Annotated in this window: 12 protein-coding genes and 4 pseudogenes; 6 read left to right on the forward strand and 10 right to left on the reverse strand. The window is 60.3% G+C overall.

From position 1 onward, the window contains the following. Positions 1-17: 17 nt before the first annotated feature. The 5 genes from SB772_RS24875 to SB772_RS24895 all read right to left on the reverse strand — a co-directional run bounded on the left by SB772_RS24875 (position 18) and on the right by SB772_RS24895 (position 5547). Positions 18-1154, reverse strand: a complete 1137-nt coding sequence (locus tag SB772_RS24875; RefSeq protein ID WP_410835862.1) for a mandelate racemase/muconate lactonizing enzyme family protein — start codon at positions 1152-1154, stop codon at positions 18-20. Between the two features lie 7 nt (positions 1155-1161). Beyond that, complete coding sequence (locus SB772_RS24880) at positions 1162-2043, reverse strand: carbohydrate ABC transporter permease (protein ID WP_410835863.1); 882 nt, start codon at positions 2041-2043, stop codon at positions 1162-1164. A 4-nt stretch (positions 2044-2047) separates the two neighbouring features. Then, complete coding sequence (locus SB772_RS24885) at positions 2048-2989, reverse strand: carbohydrate ABC transporter permease (RefSeq protein WP_410835864.1); 942 nt, start codon at positions 2987-2989, stop codon at positions 2048-2050. A gap of 75 nt (positions 2990-3064) precedes the next feature. Beyond that, the gene (locus SB772_RS24890) at positions 3065-4387 is read right to left on the reverse strand and encodes an ABC transporter substrate-binding protein (protein ID WP_410835865.1); all 1323 of its coding nucleotides are present in this window, start codon (positions 4385-4387) and stop codon (positions 3065-3067) included. A 95-nt stretch (positions 4388-4482) separates the two neighbouring features. Next, positions 4483-5547, reverse strand: a complete 1065-nt coding sequence (locus tag SB772_RS24895; RefSeq protein WP_410835866.1) for an ABC transporter ATP-binding protein — start codon at positions 5545-5547, stop codon at positions 4483-4485. A 229-nt stretch (positions 5548-5776) separates the two neighbouring features. On the opposite strand from SB772_RS24895, the gene SB772_RS24900 reads away from it, so the two are divergent. Beyond that, on the forward strand, positions 5777-6592 hold the full coding sequence (locus SB772_RS24900; RefSeq protein WP_410835867.1) for an IclR family transcriptional regulator: 816 nt from the start codon (positions 5777-5779) through the stop codon (positions 6590-6592). Positions 6593-6663: 71 nt separating this feature from the next. Next, entirely contained in the window at positions 6664-6867 is a 204-nt protein-coding gene (locus SB772_RS24905; RefSeq protein WP_410835868.1) for a helix-turn-helix domain-containing protein, read from the forward strand. 188 nt (positions 6868-7055) lie between these two features. Here the strand turns inward: SB772_RS24905 and SB772_RS24910 are convergent, their stop codons facing one another. The 3 genes and pseudogenes from SB772_RS24910 to SB772_RS24920 form a co-directional block, all read right to left on the reverse strand. Beyond that, positions 7056-7376: a hypothetical protein gene (locus SB772_RS24910; protein WP_410835869.1), complete on the reverse strand. Its 321-nt coding sequence runs from the start codon at positions 7374-7376 to the stop codon at positions 7056-7058. A gap of 681 nt (positions 7377-8057) precedes the next feature. After that, positions 8058-9428 (reverse strand): MFS transporter, encoded by a 1371-nt coding sequence (locus SB772_RS24915; protein ID WP_410835870.1) that lies wholly within the window; start codon positions 9426-9428, stop codon positions 8058-8060. Positions 9429-11445: 2017 nt separating this feature from the next. Then, positions 11446-11994 (reverse strand): annotated as a pseudogene (locus SB772_RS24920) (porin); the annotation flags it as partial. A 387-nt stretch (positions 11995-12381) separates the two neighbouring features. Between SB772_RS24920 and SB772_RS24925 the strand changes: the two are divergent. Then, the gene (locus SB772_RS24925) at positions 12382-13548 is read left to right on the forward strand and encodes a porin (RefSeq protein ID WP_410835983.1); all 1167 of its coding nucleotides are present in this window, start codon (positions 12382-12384) and stop codon (positions 13546-13548) included. A 240-nt stretch (positions 13549-13788) separates the two neighbouring features. On the opposite strand, the pseudogene SB772_RS24930 reads toward SB772_RS24925, so the two are convergent. Then, a pseudogene (locus SB772_RS24930) lies at positions 13789-14094 on the reverse strand (DDE-type integrase/transposase/recombinase); the annotation flags it as partial. A gap of 69 nt (positions 14095-14163) precedes the next feature. On the opposite strand from SB772_RS24930, the pseudogene SB772_RS24935 reads away from it, so the two are divergent. Next, positions 14164-14265 (forward strand): annotated as a pseudogene (locus SB772_RS24935) (IS6 family transposase); the annotation flags it as partial. Between the two features lie 83 nt (positions 14266-14348). Here SB772_RS24935 and SB772_RS24940 read toward each other — a convergent pair. Beyond that, positions 14349-14465: pseudogene (locus tag SB772_RS24940) on the reverse strand (IS6 family transposase); the annotation flags it as partial. Between the two features lie 906 nt (positions 14466-15371). Between SB772_RS24940 and SB772_RS24945 the strand changes: the two are divergent. Both SB772_RS24945 and SB772_RS24950 read left to right on the forward strand, forming a co-directional pair. Then, complete coding sequence (locus tag SB772_RS24945) at positions 15372-18161, forward strand: beta-propeller fold lactonase family protein (protein WP_410835871.1); 2790 nt, start codon at positions 15372-15374, stop codon at positions 18159-18161. A 217-nt stretch (positions 18162-18378) separates the two neighbouring features. Beyond that, the gene (locus SB772_RS24950) at positions 18379-20553 is read left to right on the forward strand and encodes a TonB-dependent receptor (protein WP_410835872.1); all 2175 of its coding nucleotides are present in this window, start codon (positions 18379-18381) and stop codon (positions 20551-20553) included. Positions 20554-20560: the final 7 nt, after the last annotated feature.

Consider the following 20560-nt stretch of genomic DNA (forward strand, 5'->3'; position numbering starts at 1 on the left):
GCGCTTTTCGCGGTCCATCATCCGCCTCCCGCCGCGACACGCGTGGCGCGTGTACCGATCGACTTATGCACGTGCTGGCTCGCGCGAATCACATCCCAGTCCCAATCGATGCCAAGACCGGGCTCGTCCGGCGCGACCGCGTACCCCTGCTCAATCTTCACACGCGAGTCCGTAAGCGTATCGATCTGCGGAATGTATTCGACCCACACGGCGTTCGGCACCGCAGCGCACAGGCTCACGTGCAGTTCCATCAGGAAATGCGGGCAGATTGCAATGTTCATCGCCTCGGCAAAATGAGCAATCTTCAGCCACGGCGTGATGCCGCCGACGCGCGCCACGTCTGCCTGTACGATCGAGCAGGCGTCGGCCTTCATATATTCCGCGAACTGCGCGGGGTGATACATCGATTCACCGACCGCAACCGGCACCGCAGTGGCTGCGCTCAGTTGCCGATGGCCGGCGATGTTTTCGGCAGGCAGCGGTTCTTCCAGCCACGCGAGGTGCAGCGGCTCGAACGCGTGCGCTCGCCGCAGCGCCTCCGAGAGCGTGAACCCCTGATTCGCGTCGACCATCAGCTCGAAGCCGTCGCCGACCGCTTCTCGCACGGCCGCAAGTCGCCGCACATCTTCGGAAAGATGCGGGCGCCCGACTTTCAGCTTCGCGCCGCAGAATCCGAATTCCTGCGCCCGCAGGGTCTGCTCGACAAGCTCGCTCCCGGACAGGTGCAGCCAGCCGCCCTCCGTCGTGTAAGTTCGCACGCGCTGCTTCGCGCCGCCCGCCGCAACCCACAACGGCAAGCCTGCCACACGCGTATTGCGATCCCACAGCGCGGTGTCGATCGCAGCCAGCGCGAGACTCGTGATCGCGCCGACCGCCGTCGCGTGCGTGTGATAAAACAGATGTCGCCAGATCGCTTCATATTCCGCGGGATTGCGGCCGATAAGTTGCGGCGCCAGATGGTCGTGCAGCAACGCGACGATCGACGAGCCGCCCGTGCCGATCGTGTACGTGTAGCCTGTGCCGGCGCTGCCGTCACTACAACGGATCGTGACCAGCACCGTTTCCTGAACGACGAACGACTGGATGGCATCCGTGCGCCGCACCTTCGGCTGAAGGTCGACCTGGCGGATTTCTACGGCTTCGATGAGGGTCATGGTTGTTCTATCCTTTGACGCCGCCAAGCGTGAGACCTGCGATCAGGTGTTTCTGAACGATGAACGTGAGGATGATGGCCGGAATGATGATGATCACGGCCATCGTGCACATCCCGGCCCAGTCCACCGTGAACTGCGCGGTAAAGTCCATCAAGCCGACAGGCAGGGTTTTGGTATCGGGGCTGCGGCACAGTTGCGACGCCAGCGCGAACTCGTTCCAGCTGGTCAGAAACGCGAAGATCGCAGCCGACGCCACGCCCGAGCGGGCGAGTGGCAGCTCGATATGCCAGAACGCCTGCCAACGGCTGCAGCCGTCGATCTGAGCGGCCTCGGCGAGTTCCGCCGGCACTTCGCGAAAGAACCCGTCGATCAGCCAGACGGTGAACGGCACGTTCATCGCGAGGTAGACGATAATCACGCCGATGCGCGTGTCGAGCAAACCCGTCCACGCCCACAGCATGAAGATCGGCAGCGAGAGCGCGATACCTGGAATCGCACGCGTGAGCATCAGCACCACGAACAACAGCTTCTTGTGGCGGAACTCGAAACGCGCAAACGCATAGCCGCCGAGCACCCCGATCACGATTGCCGCGACCGTGCTCGCGACAGAAATCACCACCGAATTCACGAAGTACTGACGAATCGGCAGCGACGCCATCCCGCCAAAGCCGAACACATTGCGGAAGTTGTCGAGCGTATAACTGCCGGCATCGAGCAGCGGCTGATTCGACAGGATCGCGACATTCGAGCGGAAGGCGTTGAGCATGACCCAAAGGCCTGGCAGACAGATGACCGTCATCACGAGGAAGACCGCGAACCACAGGGCGCCCCGTTTCAGCGGCGCTCGCAGCGAATCGAATGTAGAAACCTTATTGAAAGTAGTACTCATGATGTCATGCCGGCCCCATGTGTTTACGCGCTGCGTTGAGCTTGCGAAAAAAGTACAGCGTGAACAGCACCGATACGAGCACAGACACGTAGCCGATGGCATTCGCGTAACCCATGCGCGAATCGTCGTAGGCGATGCGGCCTACCATCGTCCAAAGCAATTCGGTACGTCCGCCGGGACCGCCATTGGTCATGATGCGTACGATGTCATAAGCCCGGCCGACGTCCAGCGAGCGGATCGTCATCGCGATATAGATGAACGGCATCAAGTAAGGCAGCGTCACGTAGCGGAAGGTTTGCCACGCCGTGCAGCCATCGACTTTGGACGCTTCGATCGGATCCTTCGGCAGCGCCATCAGGCCGGCGAGCAGAATCACCGCGAACACCGGCGTCGAATTCCATACCTCCGCCGCAATCAGTGAAGCAAGCGCCGATTGCGCATTGACCAGAAACGGAATCGTGGTCTTCAGTCCGAATGCCGTTTGCAGTACATGGTTGATGACGCCCGTGCTGTCGTTAAGCATGAACTTGAACTGAAAACCGACCAGCACCGGCGAAAACATCATCGGGAACATCATGACGGTGCGCAGCGCGCGCTGGCCTTTCACAATCTGATTGAGCAGTAGCGCGATCCCGAGGCCCAGCAACAGCTCCAGATTCAGCGCAATCGTCAGGAACAGCACGGTACGGCCGAACGCGGCCCAGAAGTCCCCGTTCGCAAACGCCCGCAGATAGTTTCGCAGACCGATGACATTCCAGATCGTGTCCGGATCGATGAGCCGGTACGCGGTGAAACTCGTGTAGAGCGAGAAAAGCAGCGGCAGCACAACGACGATCGCCACCGAAAAAAACGCTGGCAGTAGCAGTCTCAGCGGCACCGCCAGGCTCTCATGCAGGGCCGGCCCGGGGGATTGTGCGGCAGGCGAATAGCGGATATTGAATCGCATAGGTGAGCGCATATTGAAGCGGGGGAAAGCGAATCGACTGCATGGCGCCTCGCGCAGGCCGCGCCATGCATGTCACTAGTTGGATGCGTCCTGCATGATGTCGGAGACTTTTTTCGCCGCATCGTCAAGCGCCTGCTGGGACGATTTGTCGCCGATCAGCGCCTTCTGCAGTTCCGGCCACAGCGCATTGGAGATCTCGTCCCATTGCTGGATCCGCGGAGGCGTAAAGGCATCCTGCCGAGCCGCCGTGCTGAACACCGAGATCGCATGCGCCATATACGTATCCTGTTTCGCCTCGAACTCCTTCACGACCGCCTGCTGCGCATCGACCCGCGACGGGATGGTCCCGAGCCGCGCCTCCACCATCTGCGAATCGAAGTTCGTCAGGAACTGGATGAAGCTCGCCGCGACTTCCGGGCGGTCACAGGTCTTCGTGATCGAGAAGCTATGCGAACCTGACCAGCCCGGCCGCTTGTTGGCAATGCCGAGCGGTGCCGGCACCACGCCCACCTTGCCGGCCATTTGGGAAGTCTTCGGATCGTTGTAGAACGAAGCGAAGCCTGGCCAATCGAGATCCAGCGCCACCTTGCCTGCAGCGAAGTTGTTGCCCAGATCGTCCCAGACATAGCTCGGCACCCCCTTGGGTACGGCTCCCGCCTTGTATAGATCCACAAACCAGTTCAGCGTCTTGACGCCGATCGGCGAGTTGAACGCCGGACGGCTTTTCCCATCCAGCAACTGGCCGCCATTGGCGATCAGCAGCGAATAGAACGTGCCGGTGATCGCTTCGTCCTTGCCGGGGAACTGCGTGCCGTAAAAGTTCGGCGCCTTGGTGAAGAACTTCGCCTGCTGGGCAAATTCAGCGTAGGTCTTCGGCGGTGCAAGCGTCTCGCCAAACTGCCGGCGATAGGCGCTCTGGTTGGCCGGATCGTCGTAGGCCACCTTGTTGTAGTAGAGCGCCTCGATATCCACCGAGCGTGGAATCTGCACCAGATGTCCTTTGATCTCGGACTCCTTGAGCAGGCTCGGCGAAAACGCGGCCAGATAACTGGCCGGAAACAGCGCCTTAAGATCACGAAAAATTGGGTACTGTGCCGAGAAATTTGTGTGATTGGATGACACGCAATAGTCGATGTGACCGGATGCGATGTCCTGCTTCAGCTCGCGATCGAGTTCGAAATGGCTCTTGCGCGACACGATCTCGACTTTCGCGCCCGTCTGTTTTTCCCACAGCGGAATCCGCGTATACAACGCCTCGTACTGCACGCCGCCGATCAGCTTGACCCGCAGCGTGTAGCCCTTATATTCGCCGTCGGCATGCGCGAGACCCGACGCGACAATACCCGCGAGCGCGAATACCGAAGCTGCGAGCCTGAACATGGTTTTATAACGCATCATTGTCTCCTCTTGTAAGGGTTCCGCCGTGGGCCGCGCGGCTTACCGGCGGCAACTGTGCAATGCGAGCCCCGCGACGGTTTGGCTCGCCATCCTGTTTAGCGCAGCCGTCGCCCGCTGGTGTGGTCGAACACGAGCACCCTGGCTGGGTCCGCTAGCAGCGCGATAGTGGTGCCGGCTCGCACATCGGTACGGCCGGTCAGCATCGCGCAACAGGCCTGGCCGGCGACAGTGCCGAACAATTCGGTCGCCGCACCGGTCGGTTCGACCACTTCAAGCGCGAACGGCATGCCGTTCGCGCCGGCAAGGCTCAGATGCTCGGGACGAACGCCGTACGTCACCTCTTGTCCGTTCGTGGCGTTCACGAGCGGCGCCGGCAACGCAAGCCCGCCGATGCGCACGCATGCGCCGTCCCCCTGCCGTTCGTAAGTGCCCGCGAAGAAGTTCATCGCAGGCGAGCCGATGAAGCCCGCTACGAAGAGATTGTCGGGATCGTCATACAGCGCGAGCGGTGTGCCAATCTGTTCGATCACGCCGCCGTTGAGCACGACGATGCGGTCTGCCATCGTCATCGCCTCGATCTGGTCATGAGTCACATAGACTGTCGTGGCACGCAAGCGCTGGTGCAGCGCCTTGATCTCCGCGCGCATCTGCACGCGTAGCCTCGCATCGAGATTCGAGAGCGGCTCATCGAACAGGAACACCTTCGGGTCGCGCACGATCGCGCGGCCCATTGCCACCCGCTGCCGCTGACCGCCCGATAGATGGCGGGGGTGACGGTCGAGCAGATCCTGCAGACCCAGCATCTGCGCCGCCTTTTGCGCCCGCGAGGCAATCTCCTGCGGATCGCGATTGCGCAGCTTGAGCGCGAAGGTCAGGTTTTCGAGCACCGTCATGTGCGGATAGAGCGCGTAGTTCTGGAAAACCATCGCGATATCGCGATCGCGCGGCGGCCGCGCATTGACGATCTCGCCGTCTATCACGATGCGCCCATGGCTGACGCTTTCGAGGCCCGCCAATGCACGTAGCAGCGTGGATTTCCCGCATCCGCTCGGCCCGACCAGTACGAGAAATTCCCCGTCCGGAACCTGCAGGTCGATCTGCTTCAACACCTGCTGCTCACCAAACGACTTTTTGACCTGCTCGAATGCGACGGCTGCCATCCGCCCTCCTTTCCGGGTTATTCGGTAACCGGCTGTCGAGCGCAGCTGACCGCTCTCGCCGCGTCATGGTTTTCATTGTATATATGAAATTTCATTTTATTGATGAAAACTTGATAGGTGTTTTCCCCGTCCGTCGGACGGACTGATTCATGCTCAGACAGCCTGCTGTCGCCCTACAATCCGTCTGGTTATCATGTGCGCCGTCTCATCTGGGATTTCAGGAGGAAACTTGAACGCCAACGCAACGCGCTATTCGGCACCGGCACTGGAAAAAGGCCTGGACATCATCGAACTGCTGGCCGACCACGCGGAGGGTTTGTCGCTCGCGGAACTCGCGAAAGAACTCGGCCGCACCACCGCCGAAATATTCCGGATGGTCGTGACGCTGGAAGCGCGCGGTTATCTACACACGATCGGCGACCGCTACGTCCTGTCGCTGCTCCTCTTCCAGATGGCGCACCGGCATCAGCCGGTGCGCTCGCTAGTGTCGACCGCGCTGCCGCTGATGACGCAGCTCGCCAAGCAGGCCGGACAGTCGTTTCACCTGTGTGTGCATCAGAAGGGACGCGTGTTGATCGTCGCCGGCGTCGAAAGTCCGGAGCGTTGGAGTTTTGCGTTGAAGGTCGGCACGTTGATCGGACTCACGGATACCGCGTCGGGGCAGGTGTTGCTCGCCTTCCAGGAACAACCCCAACGCGTCGAGATGCTCGAGCTGCATGTTCCGGTGGACGGCGAGCGAGCCATGGACCCGCAACAGCTTGCGACGGACCTTGCACAGATCCGGAAACACGGCTACGCGCGCATGTCCAGCCGCCAGGTCAAAGGCGTGAAAAATCTGGCCTACCCTGTGTTCGGCTGGGACGGTCATGCCATTGCGGCACTGACTACCCCATATATCGAGCGAATCGACGATGCGCCCGTGCCGTCGATGGCCGAGGTCGGCGAGATGATGAAGCGCGCAGCGCAAACGCTCACTTCATTGATGGGCTTCAACGTCTATTGGGATGCCGCTTCGCAGCCCGCGCGGCAATCCGATCCTCGGTGAAACTGGAGATAACCGGCCAGGCGATGGCGGACAGACAGAAAATCAAATCATAGTGAACTCGCCCGTCCGGCTTGCCAGGTGCCGCTGAACGTCTGGGATTGACGGCACCGCAGATACGCCGCCTGGTGACGCGGTATCGTGAGTCTGGCGCTGCTGGACTGGTCTCGAGCAAGCACGGCATGCGCGGGAATCGGAGATTGGACGACGATCTGGCCCAACGTGCCCTAGGCATCATCCGGGAGCGGGTCCGATGCTCACCGGCCGCTGCGGGCTGACAAGACTCTTGATCTGGTGCTCACGTGGCGCGAACCGCGCAAGGTGAGCAAGTCGCTGACCGTGCGGTACGACCAGCTCATATATCTGCTGAAGGACACACGCGGGAGCACCGGAAGCGACCACCCAGTCGGGGTCACGCCGGTGACGAAATTCCTTCACCTTCCCGCGTTGCGTCAACACGCCATGATTACAGCGCCGGCGGCAAAAGCTTTTGATCGATGAAAGACTGAAGAGCGTCGCAGAATGCGTCCCGAGTGTCGACCGCAGCGTTGAATCCGGCTTTGCGAAGCTTGATCGTGCTGACAAAAGCGACGGGGCCCGCAGGGGCTCCAGATGCAAACGCAAAGTCGGCATGTTGATCACCCTGTCCGACAAACGAACGAAGATCACCACTCGCAAGGCCGTACTTGGCGACGATCTTCGCCCAGACGTCGGCGTTATCGCGAATGTACTGCGCCACATTGGTAGGCTCGTCGCCTCCCACATTCACGCCTAGCGTCTTCGCCATCGCCGGCCATACACTTCGCCATTCGAAGACATCGCCGTTGGTGACGGGTGGACGGCGGCAGTGCTTCAGGTTGTCGTTCGCACGCGAGCTTTGAGTGCCGGTCATCGTCCGCAATTCGAAGGGGATCGGTCATTCGCTTGCGTGGCGCGACTGACTCTTCATGGCCTGGTGCTGCCCGATGCAATCGGCATACGCCGCCTGAAACTGCCGAGCCGGCGATCGGCAGCACGCGTTAAAGCTTGTCCAACGCCTGCCCGCACGCGTCGTCGTGCGCTCACGCGGCAGCAGACAAGGGCAGGCGTCGAACAACCCTGAACGACAACGGCGGGACCCGATAAGCGGAGGCGTCAAAGTGTTGCTTGCCCCGCCACAGTCTGTTCATAAGGGCGTGGGATGGGCGACCTTATTCCGACCAAGGATAGCGGGTATTAGCGTGATGGGAACGAGTGCAGTAGATACGATGGTTCTGTGAACTGAGTCGCGCGCGGACGCCCCAGTGTTTGCCGAGAACGATCCGACCGCACAAAATCTTGGCGCAGGCCGATCTCTTCGCCAGCGTGCATAACGAGGCGATGCTCGTGGGTCGCCGCGTCAACGCCACCGCCACCGCGTGGGCGTGCTGCACCCGGTCTGAGCCGCTCACCCTTGCGTATTGGCGGAAGTAGCTGCAAGCATGATTGATCATGCGGCCGGGGCCGCGTGTCCGCCGTCGCCCTTAGTCCGCGCATCGTCGTATTCCCGCGAGATGTCCTTGTTCGTGTAATCCCCCAGACGCGAAGCGGCGATCAGGCTGAGCACCGCGCACACGAGGACATAGCCCGCGATAGCATAGCCCGAATGGTAGTAAGCGAAGAGCGCAGTCGCAATCAGCGGCGCCGGGCCGCCCGCAATGACTGAAGCCAACTGGTAGCCCATGGACGCACCGCTGTAACGCAGCCGCCCCGTGAAGGATTCAGCGATCAAGGCGGCTTGGGGACCGTACATCATTGAATGCGGTACCAGCGAGAGCACGATGGCCGCGAAGATCCACACTGGATTCCTGGTGTCGACCATCGCAAAATAGAGGAAGCCGAATACGCCGACGGCGGCGGCGCCGATCATGTACATCCGCCGCCGTCCGATCAGATCGGACACGTGCCCAAAGAACGGGATGGTGAAGAATTCCAGCACGGATGCCGCCAGCACCGCCGTCAGCAGCAGGTCGCGTGTCACGCCCAGTGTCGTGACGCCATAGGTGAAGACGAAGGCCGTGAAAATATAGAAAGGTGCCTGTTCGGCCATGCGCGCAAAGGCCGAGAGAAGGATGTCTTTTGGCTGGCGGCGCAATACCTCGAGCATCGGCGTCTTCTCGATCTTGCGTTCAGCCAGGAGCCGCGCAAAGATCGGCGTCTCGAGAATATTCAGGCGAATGTAGAGGCCAATCGCGACCAGTACGATACTGATGAGGAAAGGTACGCGCCAGCCCCACGTGAGGAAACCGCTGCCGGAGATCTGACTCACGGCCAGCACTGCCAGATTGGCCAGGAACAGTCCCGCCGGCACCCCGAACTGCGGCCAGGAGGCGACAAAGCCGCGATGCGCGTTGGTGCGCGCCCATTCCATCGACATCAAGACCGAGCCACCCCATTCGCCGCCGACGCCCACCCCCTGGATGAAGCGCAGCACCGTGAGCGCGACGGCGCCCCAGATGCCGATCGTCGCATAGGTCGGAACAAAGGCCACGGCAAACGTGGCGAGTCCCATCAGTAACAGCGTCGCGATCAGCGTGGCCTTGCGTCCGATGCGATCGCCGTAATGGCCGAAAATGGCCGCGCCAACCGGCCTCGCTACAAAGCCAACGGCGTAGATTAGAAAAGCCTGCAGCGTGCCGACGAGTGGGTCCGATCCGGGAAAATACAGCTTGGCGAAAACCAGGCCGGTGACCGTACTGTAGAGGAAGAAGTCGTACCACTCGATCGTAGTACCAATCGTGCTCGCGATGACGGCGCGGCGCAATTGAAGCCGGGCGTCCTCATCGGAGAGGGGCATCGCCCCTGATTGCGTGGCGGCCATTTGTGATCTCCCCAAAAAGGGCGGTATTGCTATAGACCGTTTTCGCGATGAGTGGTTCCGGCAGTGGCAAGGTGCGACCGCCAGGAACGCGTCACGATGATTAGCATGTTGCGCCGAGACAGATGCGGCGTGAATCTCAGTTCGTTAGTGCGCTGATCGTCGACGATCTACGCGGGGGCGTCGAACGTCCGAAACTGGCCGATCCCCATCCGACGACGACGGGCTCAAGACGTTAAGGGTTATTCGAAACGCCCACTGGGACGCCTAACGTAGTCCGAATCTTGAGGGCATCCGATGATGGCTTATCGGGGTTCGAATCCCCGCTATCCGACGTGCTGATAGGGTTCTCCCGACAGGAATGGAACCGGGAAACCTGGAAGAGCGTCGTGCAGCGGAGGCGGTACGGTGGTGCCGTTTCGTAGCGCATCGCAGCAAACCTGCACGCAATCAAATGCTTACAGCCGTTGCCCTATAAGTTATCCACAGGTTCATCCACCTTTTCGGTGCACAACTTTCACAGAAACGTCATCTGATCCGAAGAAACGGCAATAGAAACAGGCGGCTGGATTGGTGCGCTAGTGAGGGAATATGGGGATAACTTCCAGGTCGCGGGCATGCCGCGCTCGTCCGTGCACAACTGTGCTGCCCGCACTGACGTGTGGACAGCCCGGCTCGCTGGCCGTGGTTCCGCAGTTGCACACCGGCTCCTCGCGACGCTTTGCTCATTCAGGCACGGATATATCGGCCTGCTTGAGGAAAACGCAGATGCTGGTTATTGTGAAGCATCACAACCAGCTACTGGAATTTCATGCTTGCGAGTACTTGAGCGCCCCAAAAAGACAAAAGGCGAATCCGCGGATTCGCTTGAAAAAGCTGTGTCTGCCGTGGCCTGCGCCGGACCGCCCGAACCCTGCACTCAGGTCATGAAGCCGCCCCATCTCGCAAGACCCATCCGATTGTGAACGGCGGTCAGAATCCGACACAAGACGGCGGCGTCGATGAGAAACGGGAAGCGCGTCTGATCTTCGGAGCTGCTTCGTGATGGCTGGTGCGGGTACCGATGGGCGGTACCGGGTGCGTCGGAAGGAGCCCGAAGGGCGAGTGCAGACGCGCCCGGCGCGGTTCGCTTCAGGAAGGGGTGACGCAGGGGTCTGGATGCGGTAGAAGAAGGTTACCGCCGAAGAAACAGGCCCGACACCGGCACAAACCGCCAAGTTCACTCCGGTGTCGAGCCCAACACGCGCACGACAGGGTACGGGTGCCCGCCAAGTATGGCACCCCCGTCAGCCCTGTCGATATCGCATCGGCATTGACGGGGATTGCCGATGTCGGCCACAGGCCGCCTCTAAGGGTGCGCCCGATGCCGGGCGCAGGTCATCGTTTGTCGCCGTTGCGACCGCGGGCAGATTTACTGCGACGGCGACTGCTCGATGGCCTCACGTCAGGCCAGCATGCGCATGGCCGGCCAGCGCTATCAGCGCAGTCGCCAGAATAAAGTGACACATCAGGGTTCCCGTGCCTGCCGCCGATGCTCTACCGGCACCGACTTCGACGACGTCGGCGGCGAGAGTAGCGGTACCCGCCACCGCCCCATCTGATCTCGTCGCGGCGCCGGTCATACAGCTGTGTGGTCCGCGTTGACGAGCCGCTGGCGCCCCATCCGGTCGCCGAGCATCGTCCTCTGAGCGCGCAGCACCTCTGCACGCCCCCATTCCCAGAACTGGCCCGCTATCGAGGTAACGCCTAGCGGGCCAGTTCCGTTTTAGATACCTCCTCCGTCGGGCTCCCGATGGCTTCGCCCAGGCCCTTACGGTCCGGGCGCTTTTTCCTACCTGCCTGGCCGCGAACCCACGATGCCGCAGTCGAGGGGTGTCGCGAATGACTTCGAGGGGCCACGCAACTCCAAACATTTGAAGCGCTCGCTCGAGCGCCTGATCGAGAAATCACAGTTGCATTGACGGCATCCCACAGGTCCGTCGCTGGCCCGTTTCGTTGCACGGCGCATGCAACAGGTCTTCTAGAACTTGTGACGCAGGCCGAGGTTGACCATTTCCTGCGTGCTGGTGCCCGCGTATCCGTACGAGCCGATCGAGGCTTGCGCCGCCATCGTGCCGCCCGTGCCGTTGCCAGTTTCGCCGCTCGCATGCTGATAGGCGGCGGTCACATACACATCGGTGCGCTTCGAAAGGGAATAGTCAGCGCCGAGCGAGACCTGGTGATACGTCGCGGAGGTATCGCCGCTCGACTTCGTATAGCTGTAGCCCAGGCCGACCAGAAGGGCTTTGGTGGCTTGATAGTTCACGAAACCCTGACCCGTGTTGTACTTTTCGTTCGAATCGAACACCGAGGCGCTGTCGCGGCGGTACTGCGAGTTGCTGTAGGCGGCCCCGAGCGTGAACGGCCCAAGCGTATATTGGCCTGCGACGCGGGCAATCCCGAGCGAGTGCGCGGTCTGGGATCCACTGTTGATCGGGCCATCGAACGTGCCGTCTGACGTGCTGTTCCAACCCGCTGCCGGGCTGCGCGGGCCCGCCGACGCCGGGCTGTTCGCTGCATAGAAGTAGCCGGCGTGCTTCATCAATCCAATCGAACCAGCTTGAGGAGCGCACGTCGGACGAACTGTCGCCGCTACTCAGCATCGTCTCGCGTATTACGCATCTTCTGCTCTACGCCACCTTGGTGTTAGTGCCGGTGCTCGGCTGGATCAACGCGTCCTATCCATATCCTCCCGATAACTGATCTCGGCTAACGCTTGTTCAGCCGGAGTAGCCAACTCTAAGCGGAGCTGCAAGAACTGTCACGGACTCGCTCTTTGAAAAGTCTGCGGAATAAATTCGACTGGCGCTCGTTTCGTCCGTTGGCTTTGATTTTTCTTTCTTCCGCTTCGGCATTGTCGGATCTGCTTGCGCTCTCCACGCGCTGCGGGCGACGCCGGCATCCTGCGAGTTTGCTAATGAAAAAAATCCTGGTGACATGTGCTTTTGTTGTGTCCGTCCCTGCCGCACATGCGCAAAGCAGCATTACCTTGTACGGCATCATTGATGAGGGCTTCGAAGCAATCAGTAATGTGCCTGTTACCGGCAGCAAAAGCGGCGGCAGACTGTTCCGACTCGATGCTAACAACGGTCTGAATGGGTCCCGTTGGGGACTCAAAGGATCCGAAGATCTCGGCGGCGGCCTCAAGGCGATCTTCGCACTAGAGAACGGCTTTGAACTCAATACCGGAAATCTCGCGCAAGGCGGCGATGAATTTGGCCGACAGGCCTTTGTCGGATTGTCGAGCGACCGGTATGGCACCGTGACGCTCGGGCGGCAATATGATCCCATCATCGACTACGTAGGAATATACGAGTTCGGTGATTCAAATCTTGGCTCGGACCATGCGGCACACCCCGGCGACCTCGACAATTTCAACTTCACACGTCGCCAGAACAATTCAATCAAGTACCAGAGCCCCAACTACGGCGGTTTGAGTTTTGAAAGCCTCTACAGCTTCGGCGGTGTGCCCGGCTCGCTTGCAACCAATCAGACCTACTCTTTCGGAGCCCATTTCGTGAGGGGCCCGCTTGGCATGTCCGTGGCATATTCACACGTCAACAATCCGGCGACGTCCCTGTTCGGGAGCAACCCAACCGATACCGCGACGTCGAACGGGCTGACCCCGAGCCCGATCTACAGCGGCTATGCGTCGGCAAGAACGTACCAGGTCATAGCGGCCGGCGGTTCATATACGTTCGGACAGGTCATCATGGGCGCGACCTATTCGAACATTCGCTATTCGAACATTACCGCGCTTGATGAAAGCAGTGCGGACTTCAACGACGCGGAAGTCAGCCTGCAGTACCTGATTGCCCCGGATTGGTCGGTTGGAGCGGCCTATAACTTCCTGAAAGGGAACGCCGTGACTCAAATCATTGGGGGCGCCAAATACAATCAGCTCTCCGCCGGTGTGAATCACAAGCTGTCCAAGCGCACTGATGTCTATATTTCAGGCGAATGGCAGACGGTTAGCGGAGACGACTCGACCGGACACGCGGCGGTCGCAAACATCGCAGATTTGTCGCCTTCTTCGAATCGTCATCAAGCAGTCGCTCGTGTCGGAATCCGGCATAAGTTCTAGAAGTCTTATTTTGTCAAAAAAGTACGGTGTCCGTTAGGTCTTCGGCAGGTACTGTCATATTGTCGATGGTTGAGCGAGCGAAGACGTTGAACATCAGTATTTCTTATTTACGCGTTGAGACGATCCAGTATTGAGTTGCCGGTCACGGTTTTACGACGCATCAAAAGCCTGCGTGCGCGCCTGCCGTTTGTCTTACGCGTTCGCGTTGCAGCGGCAGTGCATGAACAGGTTTGCCACCTAGTCGTGGACCGACGTGAATCGCTGCAGGTGGCGCGCTGATTTGAAGCGGCGCATCACCTTCTCGCGCACCCGCGTTGGCTGATGCGAATCAGCCGCCCAGTTGTTAAGCTCTTTGTGCCACCGGTGTTGCACGTTCAGCCCGAGATCCTTGGGTGCTGCGGCGTAGCTCCTGACTTTGTCTGCGATCAGCACAGGCGATGCGCGTCCTTGCTTCTTGAGTAGTTTACGCATGAGGCGCTTGGCCGCGTACCTGTCTCGTCGGCTTTGCACCAGTACGTCAAGCACCGCACCGTGCTGGTCCACTGCGTGGCTCTGTCAGGTTGATGGGGAGCGGCGGTAGAATGAAGCGATGAAGAAAACGAAATCGCTTTATCACTGCGTTCAAACCCGGTGCCGCGCAGAATCGTTACAGACCAGCTGCGCAGCTATCCGGCGGCGAAGGCTGACATTCCCGAGCTCGCTCCAGACCTAAAGCACACGTCACGCTTTCCCAAGCCTCGAAGGCCTGGATGCGTAGCGCCCCGCTTTTGCCTTGCGTCGCTGTGGTAGCGGCAATGCATGAAGAGATTGGCGACCTGGCCGTGGACCGAAGTGAAGCGTTGCAGGTGACGCGCTGATTTCAAGCGGCGCATCACCTTCTCGCGCACCCGCGTTGGTTGGTGCGAGTTTTCCGCCCTGTACTGTCAAGTTGTTAGCCGGCGAGTGGCCCACTCAGTGTGTCAGGATAACTAACGTAAGCTGCAAGGCGCCTCAGAATCGGAGCGCACGGCACGCTCTGCCAGGCCGCGAAGGCATGGATTCGTAGCGCCCGCTTTTGCCTTGCGTCGCAATGGCAGCGGCAATGCATGAAGAGATTGGAGACCTGGTCGTGGACCGAAGCGAAGCGTTGCAGATGACGCGTTGATTTGAAGCGGCGCATAGGAAATGGTGTCGGTGACCGGCGCGCGGCGGCAAAGTGGCTCGTTTCATGCTTGGCATTGTCGCCGCATCTCCCTCAACCTGCCAACAACGTGACAATACCGCGTCGGGTCCATCTCAGTAGAACCGTTTCTGGGCGCAGAAAAAATCCCTTTGCATCGCCATCGAATCTAGCGCGTTCGACTAACTATGAGAATGAAAATCACTCTATTTACACGTTGCGCAGACTTACGGAATGCATTCAATCTCCGGTAATTTTTTATTAAAGAGAATGAGCTGGGCATCAGTGTCGGAAAAAAGTGCATGCATCGAGAGGCTGTTTATAAAGGCAAAAATTCTGGGACTCCGAATAACAATTTTCTTTGCAACCAGTCGATCCGCATATTTCCCGCCACGCCTTGATTCACGTCTCTGACATACGCAAACGATAAAGTTTGCTGGCTGAGGAACACGAACGCCCAGCACAGTCAGCTCCAATTTTGGATCAGGGTAACAAAAACAGATCTGAGAAAGTCAGTTCAGGAGCAGAGATTTCAATTCTGTTTGTTTTCTGGAGATATAAAATGAAAAAATGCAGACTGGTTCAGTCTAGCATTACATTAGGATTACTTACTGGCTCTATACTCTTCCCAACCCTTCAAGCAGGCGCAGCACCTCAAAGCAACATGGAACTGTTGCCGACCGGCCAGTTCATCTCCCCGAGAGCCATTCCGGGCGCCGTCCAGCAGTTGCTGAATCCGCAGCTTTCGAACAAGCCGACCCAGGTGGTCAGCGGTGCCATCAAGTCGCAGCTCAGCCCGGACGGCAATACGCTGGCCGTGATCACCGCCGGCTACAACACCGTCTACACGGGCGCCAACAACAGCACGCTGGACAGGGCTGACTCGACCCAGTACATCTTCATCTACGACGTGTCGGGCGCGAACAAGGCCAACCCGAAGCTGGTGCAAGCCATTCACCAGAGCAACGCGTTCGACGGTCTCGCCTGGAACGGCAACCAGACGCTGTACGGCACCGGCGGCGCCGACGACAAGGTCTATGTGTACAACCGTGGTTCGGCTGCCCCGCCGGCCCAATGGTCCCAGACCGCAGCCATTGCACTGAACCACACGAAGGGTATCGGTTCGGGCGTCAAGCCGAACGCCGGCGGCCTGGCTGTCTCCGCTGACGGCCGGAACCTGGTCGTTGTCAACAACTACAACGATTCGATCTCCATCATCGATACGGGCTCGAACACGCTCGTTTCCGAATACGACCTGCGTCCGTTCAACACGTCGGGCCAGCAGGGCGTCCCTGGTGGCGAATACCCGTGGGCCGTTTCGCTGAAGGCCGACGGGACCGCGTTCATCTCGTCGGTGCGTGACCGTGAAGTCGTGGTGCTGAACCTGGCGAACCCGGCTGCGCCGCAGTTCATCACGCGCATCCCGGTGAAAGGCAATGCATACGGCATGGCCTTCTCGCCTGATCAGTCGAAGCTCTACGTCGCCGTATCGAACGTCGACCAGGTCGCCGTCATCGATACCGCCAGCCACAGGATTGAGAAAGCGATCGACATCGCCAGCCAGAATGGCGACGGCATCGATCAGGGTAGTGGCAATACCAAGAAATACAGCGGCCGCGATACGGTCAACGTGACTGTTTCGAAGGACGGCAAGACCCTGTATGCGGTCAACAACGGCGACAACTCGATCGCGGTGATCTCGCTCACTGGCGAGAACGGCTACCACGTCAACGGTCTGATCCCGACCGCCTATGCGCCGAAGGACATCACGCTGAGCGCCGATGGCTCGCAGATGTACCTCATCAACGGCAAGTCGGTCACGGGCCCGAACCCCCTCTTCACCTCGGGTACCTCGGCCCAGTATCAGTTTGGCCTGGAACAGGGCAGCCTCGTCAGCGCACCGGTCCCGACGGGCGATGTGCTTGCCCAGCTGACCACCCAGGTGGACGAAAATAACCACTACTCGGAGAAGGAGTCGGATAGCGATCGCGAGACGATGAACTTCTTGCGCGCTCGCATCAGGCACGTGATCTACGTCGTGAAGGAAAACCGCACGTTCGACCAGATCCTCGGCGACCTCGGCAACGGCTCGAACGGCGATCCGACGCTGACGATGTACGGCAAGGCCACCACGCCGAACTTCCACAACATCTCCAGCAACTTCGTCACGCTCGACAACTTCACCGATCCCGGCGACGGTTCGATGGACGGCTGGTCGTGGGTGCAGCACGCACACGTGACGCCGACCGAGGAAGTTTCGCAGCAGGAGAACTACGCTGCCGTCAGCCGCGGCATGGCGTATGAATCCGAAGGCTCCAACCGCGGTCTGCCGGTTGGCCTCCCCACCACCGCCATGCGCGACTTCGCCACGAATGGCAGCTTCACGAGCGCCACGTCGTCGCTGCCGGGCGGCGCGGCCAACGCGCTGCCGGGCATCGCCGACGTGACGGTGCCGGATGCGCCGTTCGGCTATCAGAAGGCGAGCATCTACGACGCGGTTCTGCAAGCCGGCGGTGCGGTCCGCAACTACGGCGGCATGGTCAACAACGTCGGTACGATCGGCACGATCGCCAACCCGCTGCTCAATCCGGCCGGTGCCAGCATCGTCCAGGCGCACCCGCTCAAGCCCTCGCTCGTGAACCTGACGGACCAGTACTACCGCGGCTTCGACCAGGCCTATCCCGACACCTTCCGCGAACTCGAATGGAACCGCGAGTTCCAGCAGTACGTCGCGAACGGCCAGCTCCCGTCGTTTGAAATGGTCCGCATGGGCTCCGACCACACCGGCAGCTTTGCCCAGAACGTCGGCCAGATGGGTTCGGCTGAGCAGGAAGAAGCCGATAACGACTTCGCAGTTGGAAAGCTGGTCGAAACCGTCGCGCACAGCCCGTATGCGCGGGAAACGCTGATCGTGGTGGTCGAGGATGACTCGCAAGCCGGTTCCGATCACGTTGACTCGCACCGCTCGACCGCTTACGTCGTCGGCCCGTACGTGAAGAAGCACGCCGTCGTCAGCACCGCCTACAGCCAGGTCAACGCGCTTCGTACCATGGAAGACGTGCTCGGTACCCAGCATATCGACCTGAACACGGCGTACGCGCGTCCGATGACCGACCTCTTCGACACGAAGTCGGACGGTTCGTGGACCTACACGGCCGTTGCTTCGACGATCCTGAAGAGCACGAACGTGGGCAACGTGGCGAGCGGCACCGACGGCAACCAGTTTGCCCAAGGTGAGGACATTCATCCGCTGCATGACGCGACGTACTGGGCGAACGCGACGAAGGACTTCGACTTCTCCAGGGAAGATCGTATTCCGCCGGATCTGTTCAATCGCGTGCAGTGGAAGGGCGTGATGGGTGACAAGCCGTATCCCGTCCCGCACTCGATCTATTCGAAGGTCGCAGCCGACGGCACGAAGACGGTCGCTGCTGCCGACGACGACGACGATTAAGCAGGTCGTCGCGTGGTCCGGTTCGAGTGCATCGGGCAGGCTTGCATTGCCTGATGCGCGAGATCCGAAGTAGCCAGTCATGGCGGGTCGCTGTCCCTACGGACGGCCGCCCGCCGACCTTCTCACTACCGTCTGCCACAATCACCCGCACCGCGTGAAGCCAACGAACTTATCCAGGTCCCGAACCGCAATTGCCATATCGGCGCTATTTGCGGCTTTGTCATTCCCCCATGTGGCGAAGGCTCAACAAGCTCAACAGGAGCAGTCTCGGCAAGCACCCGGTAAACAGCCTGCGGGCACGCTCGGCGAGATTTCCGTCAACGCTTCGACGACCGCGGCCGCGCCCGTGCCCGATCACGACGTCAACGATCCGTATCAGGTGATCGGCGTCAGCAAGACGGACACCACGCTCGGCGATCTGCCGATGAACGTGCAGGTCATTCCGCGCGGGATTCTCGACGAACAAGGCGTCATGTCGTTGCAGGAAGCTATCCGCAACGGCAACGCGTCCGGCGTGAACTATGGCGGCACCGATTCGAAAGGCTTCACCGACCACTTCATGATCCGCGGCCTGCAGGCGCAGACCTATGACGACGGCTTCTCCGACGGCGACCAGGTCAACGGCCCGACGCATTCGCTGCTAGGCGTCGAGCGCATCGAAGTGCTCGAAGGACCGGGGTCAGCGCTGCTCGGCAGCGGCCCTCCGGGCGGCGCGATAAACCTGATCCACTACACGCCGTCGGCGCAGTTCCACTGGGGCGGCAATATCCAGGCCGGCTCGTTCGGTACTGTCAACGCCCGCGGCTACGTCACCGGTCCAACCGGCATCGACGGGCTGAACTATCGCGTGGACGCCGGCGCCGGCCGCTCCGACGGCTACCGTGACCTGGCATCGTGGAACAAGGAAATCCGTCCCGATCTGCAATGGAAAATCGGCGACCACAAGATCGAATTCTCGATCGACGCGCAGGACTATATGGCAACGCCCGACTCATACGGGATGATCTATTACAAGGGGGCGCCGATCCGCAATGTCCCGTTCGACGCCAAATATTCGACGCCGTTCGCGAACGCGCACGGCAACAACGTACGCGCCACGCTCACGGACGAGTGGCGCATCAGCGACTATCTGACGATCAACAATCGTCTGTCCTACATGCATCGCACGCTGGACTTCTACAGCAACGGCGACAGCACGCACGCGAAGATCAAGGGCAACACATTTACCGGCCGCCAGTTGCGCCATCAGGACGATTCGCTCAACACGCTCGACTACCAGTTGGAGCCGGTCTGGAAATTCTCGACGGGCAGCATCCACCATACGCTGCTGACGGGCTTCGAATATCTGAACCAGGATCTCAACACCGTCAAGGCGACGGCAGACCTGCCGGATATCGGGGACATCTTCGCGCCGGTGCCGGCGGAAACCTCCATCGCAAGCCTGCACTTCCAGTGCGCGCCATCTCACTCGTGCCAGAACGACCATGTATCCGCGAACTTCTACAGCCTTTACGCAACCGATCAGGTAGACGTGACGGACAGGTTCAAGATCCGCGCGGGCGTGCGCAAGGACTGGTTCGGTACGTCGCTGACGCTGAACCCGCTCCCCAGCGAGCCGAACCGTACGGCCAACGACGGCATCAGGCTGGTTCAGGGCAATACGTATACGCGCAACGATGCCCCAACCAGTTGGAACGCCGGCGTGCTGTACAAGGTCATGCCCTGGATGACGCCGTATTTCGGCGTATCGCGCAGCTACCTCGCGAATTTCAACTCGGAGAACGATGCGTTTTCGATCGGCCCGCCGGAATCGGCGCTGCAATACGAGCTGGGCGTCAAGTGGTCGCTCGACGAAGGGCGCTACGTGCTGAACACCGCGCTGTTCGACGTGAAGCGGGAACATGTGGCGACTCCGTTTGGCGACGACCAGATCGCGTTCGATTCGCAGCGCACGCGCGGCGCCGAGGCCTCGCTCGACGCGGATCTCACACCGAACTGGCACGCGTACGCGAATTTCACCGCGCAGCACGCGCGTATCACTTATAGCCCAGACACTCCCGGCGCGGTCGGTACGGTCCCGCAGGGCGTGCCCGCCTATATGGCGAACCTGTGGACGACGTATCGCTTCAGCCTCTTCGGCAGGGCAGGCTTTCATGCGGGTGCCGGCATCAACTACATGAGCCGGATGTCGAACGGCTTTGCCAACGGCTACGACTGGGCGCCTGCTTCTGTGATCGGGAACCTGCAGTTCGGTTACGCGGAGCGTCACTGGGGGGTCGATCTGAACATCGACAACGTCACCAACCAGCGCTATTACATCGCCACCAACGTAGTCGGCGCCTACCTCGGCGCGCCCGTGGCCGCCTACGTCACCCTGCATGCGGATTTTTGAGGAGGAT

It is taken from the genome of Paraburkholderia sp. SIMBA_030 (genome assembly GCF_046535245.1).
Taxonomy (GTDB): Bacteria; Pseudomonadota; Gammaproteobacteria; order Burkholderiales; family Burkholderiaceae; genus Paraburkholderia.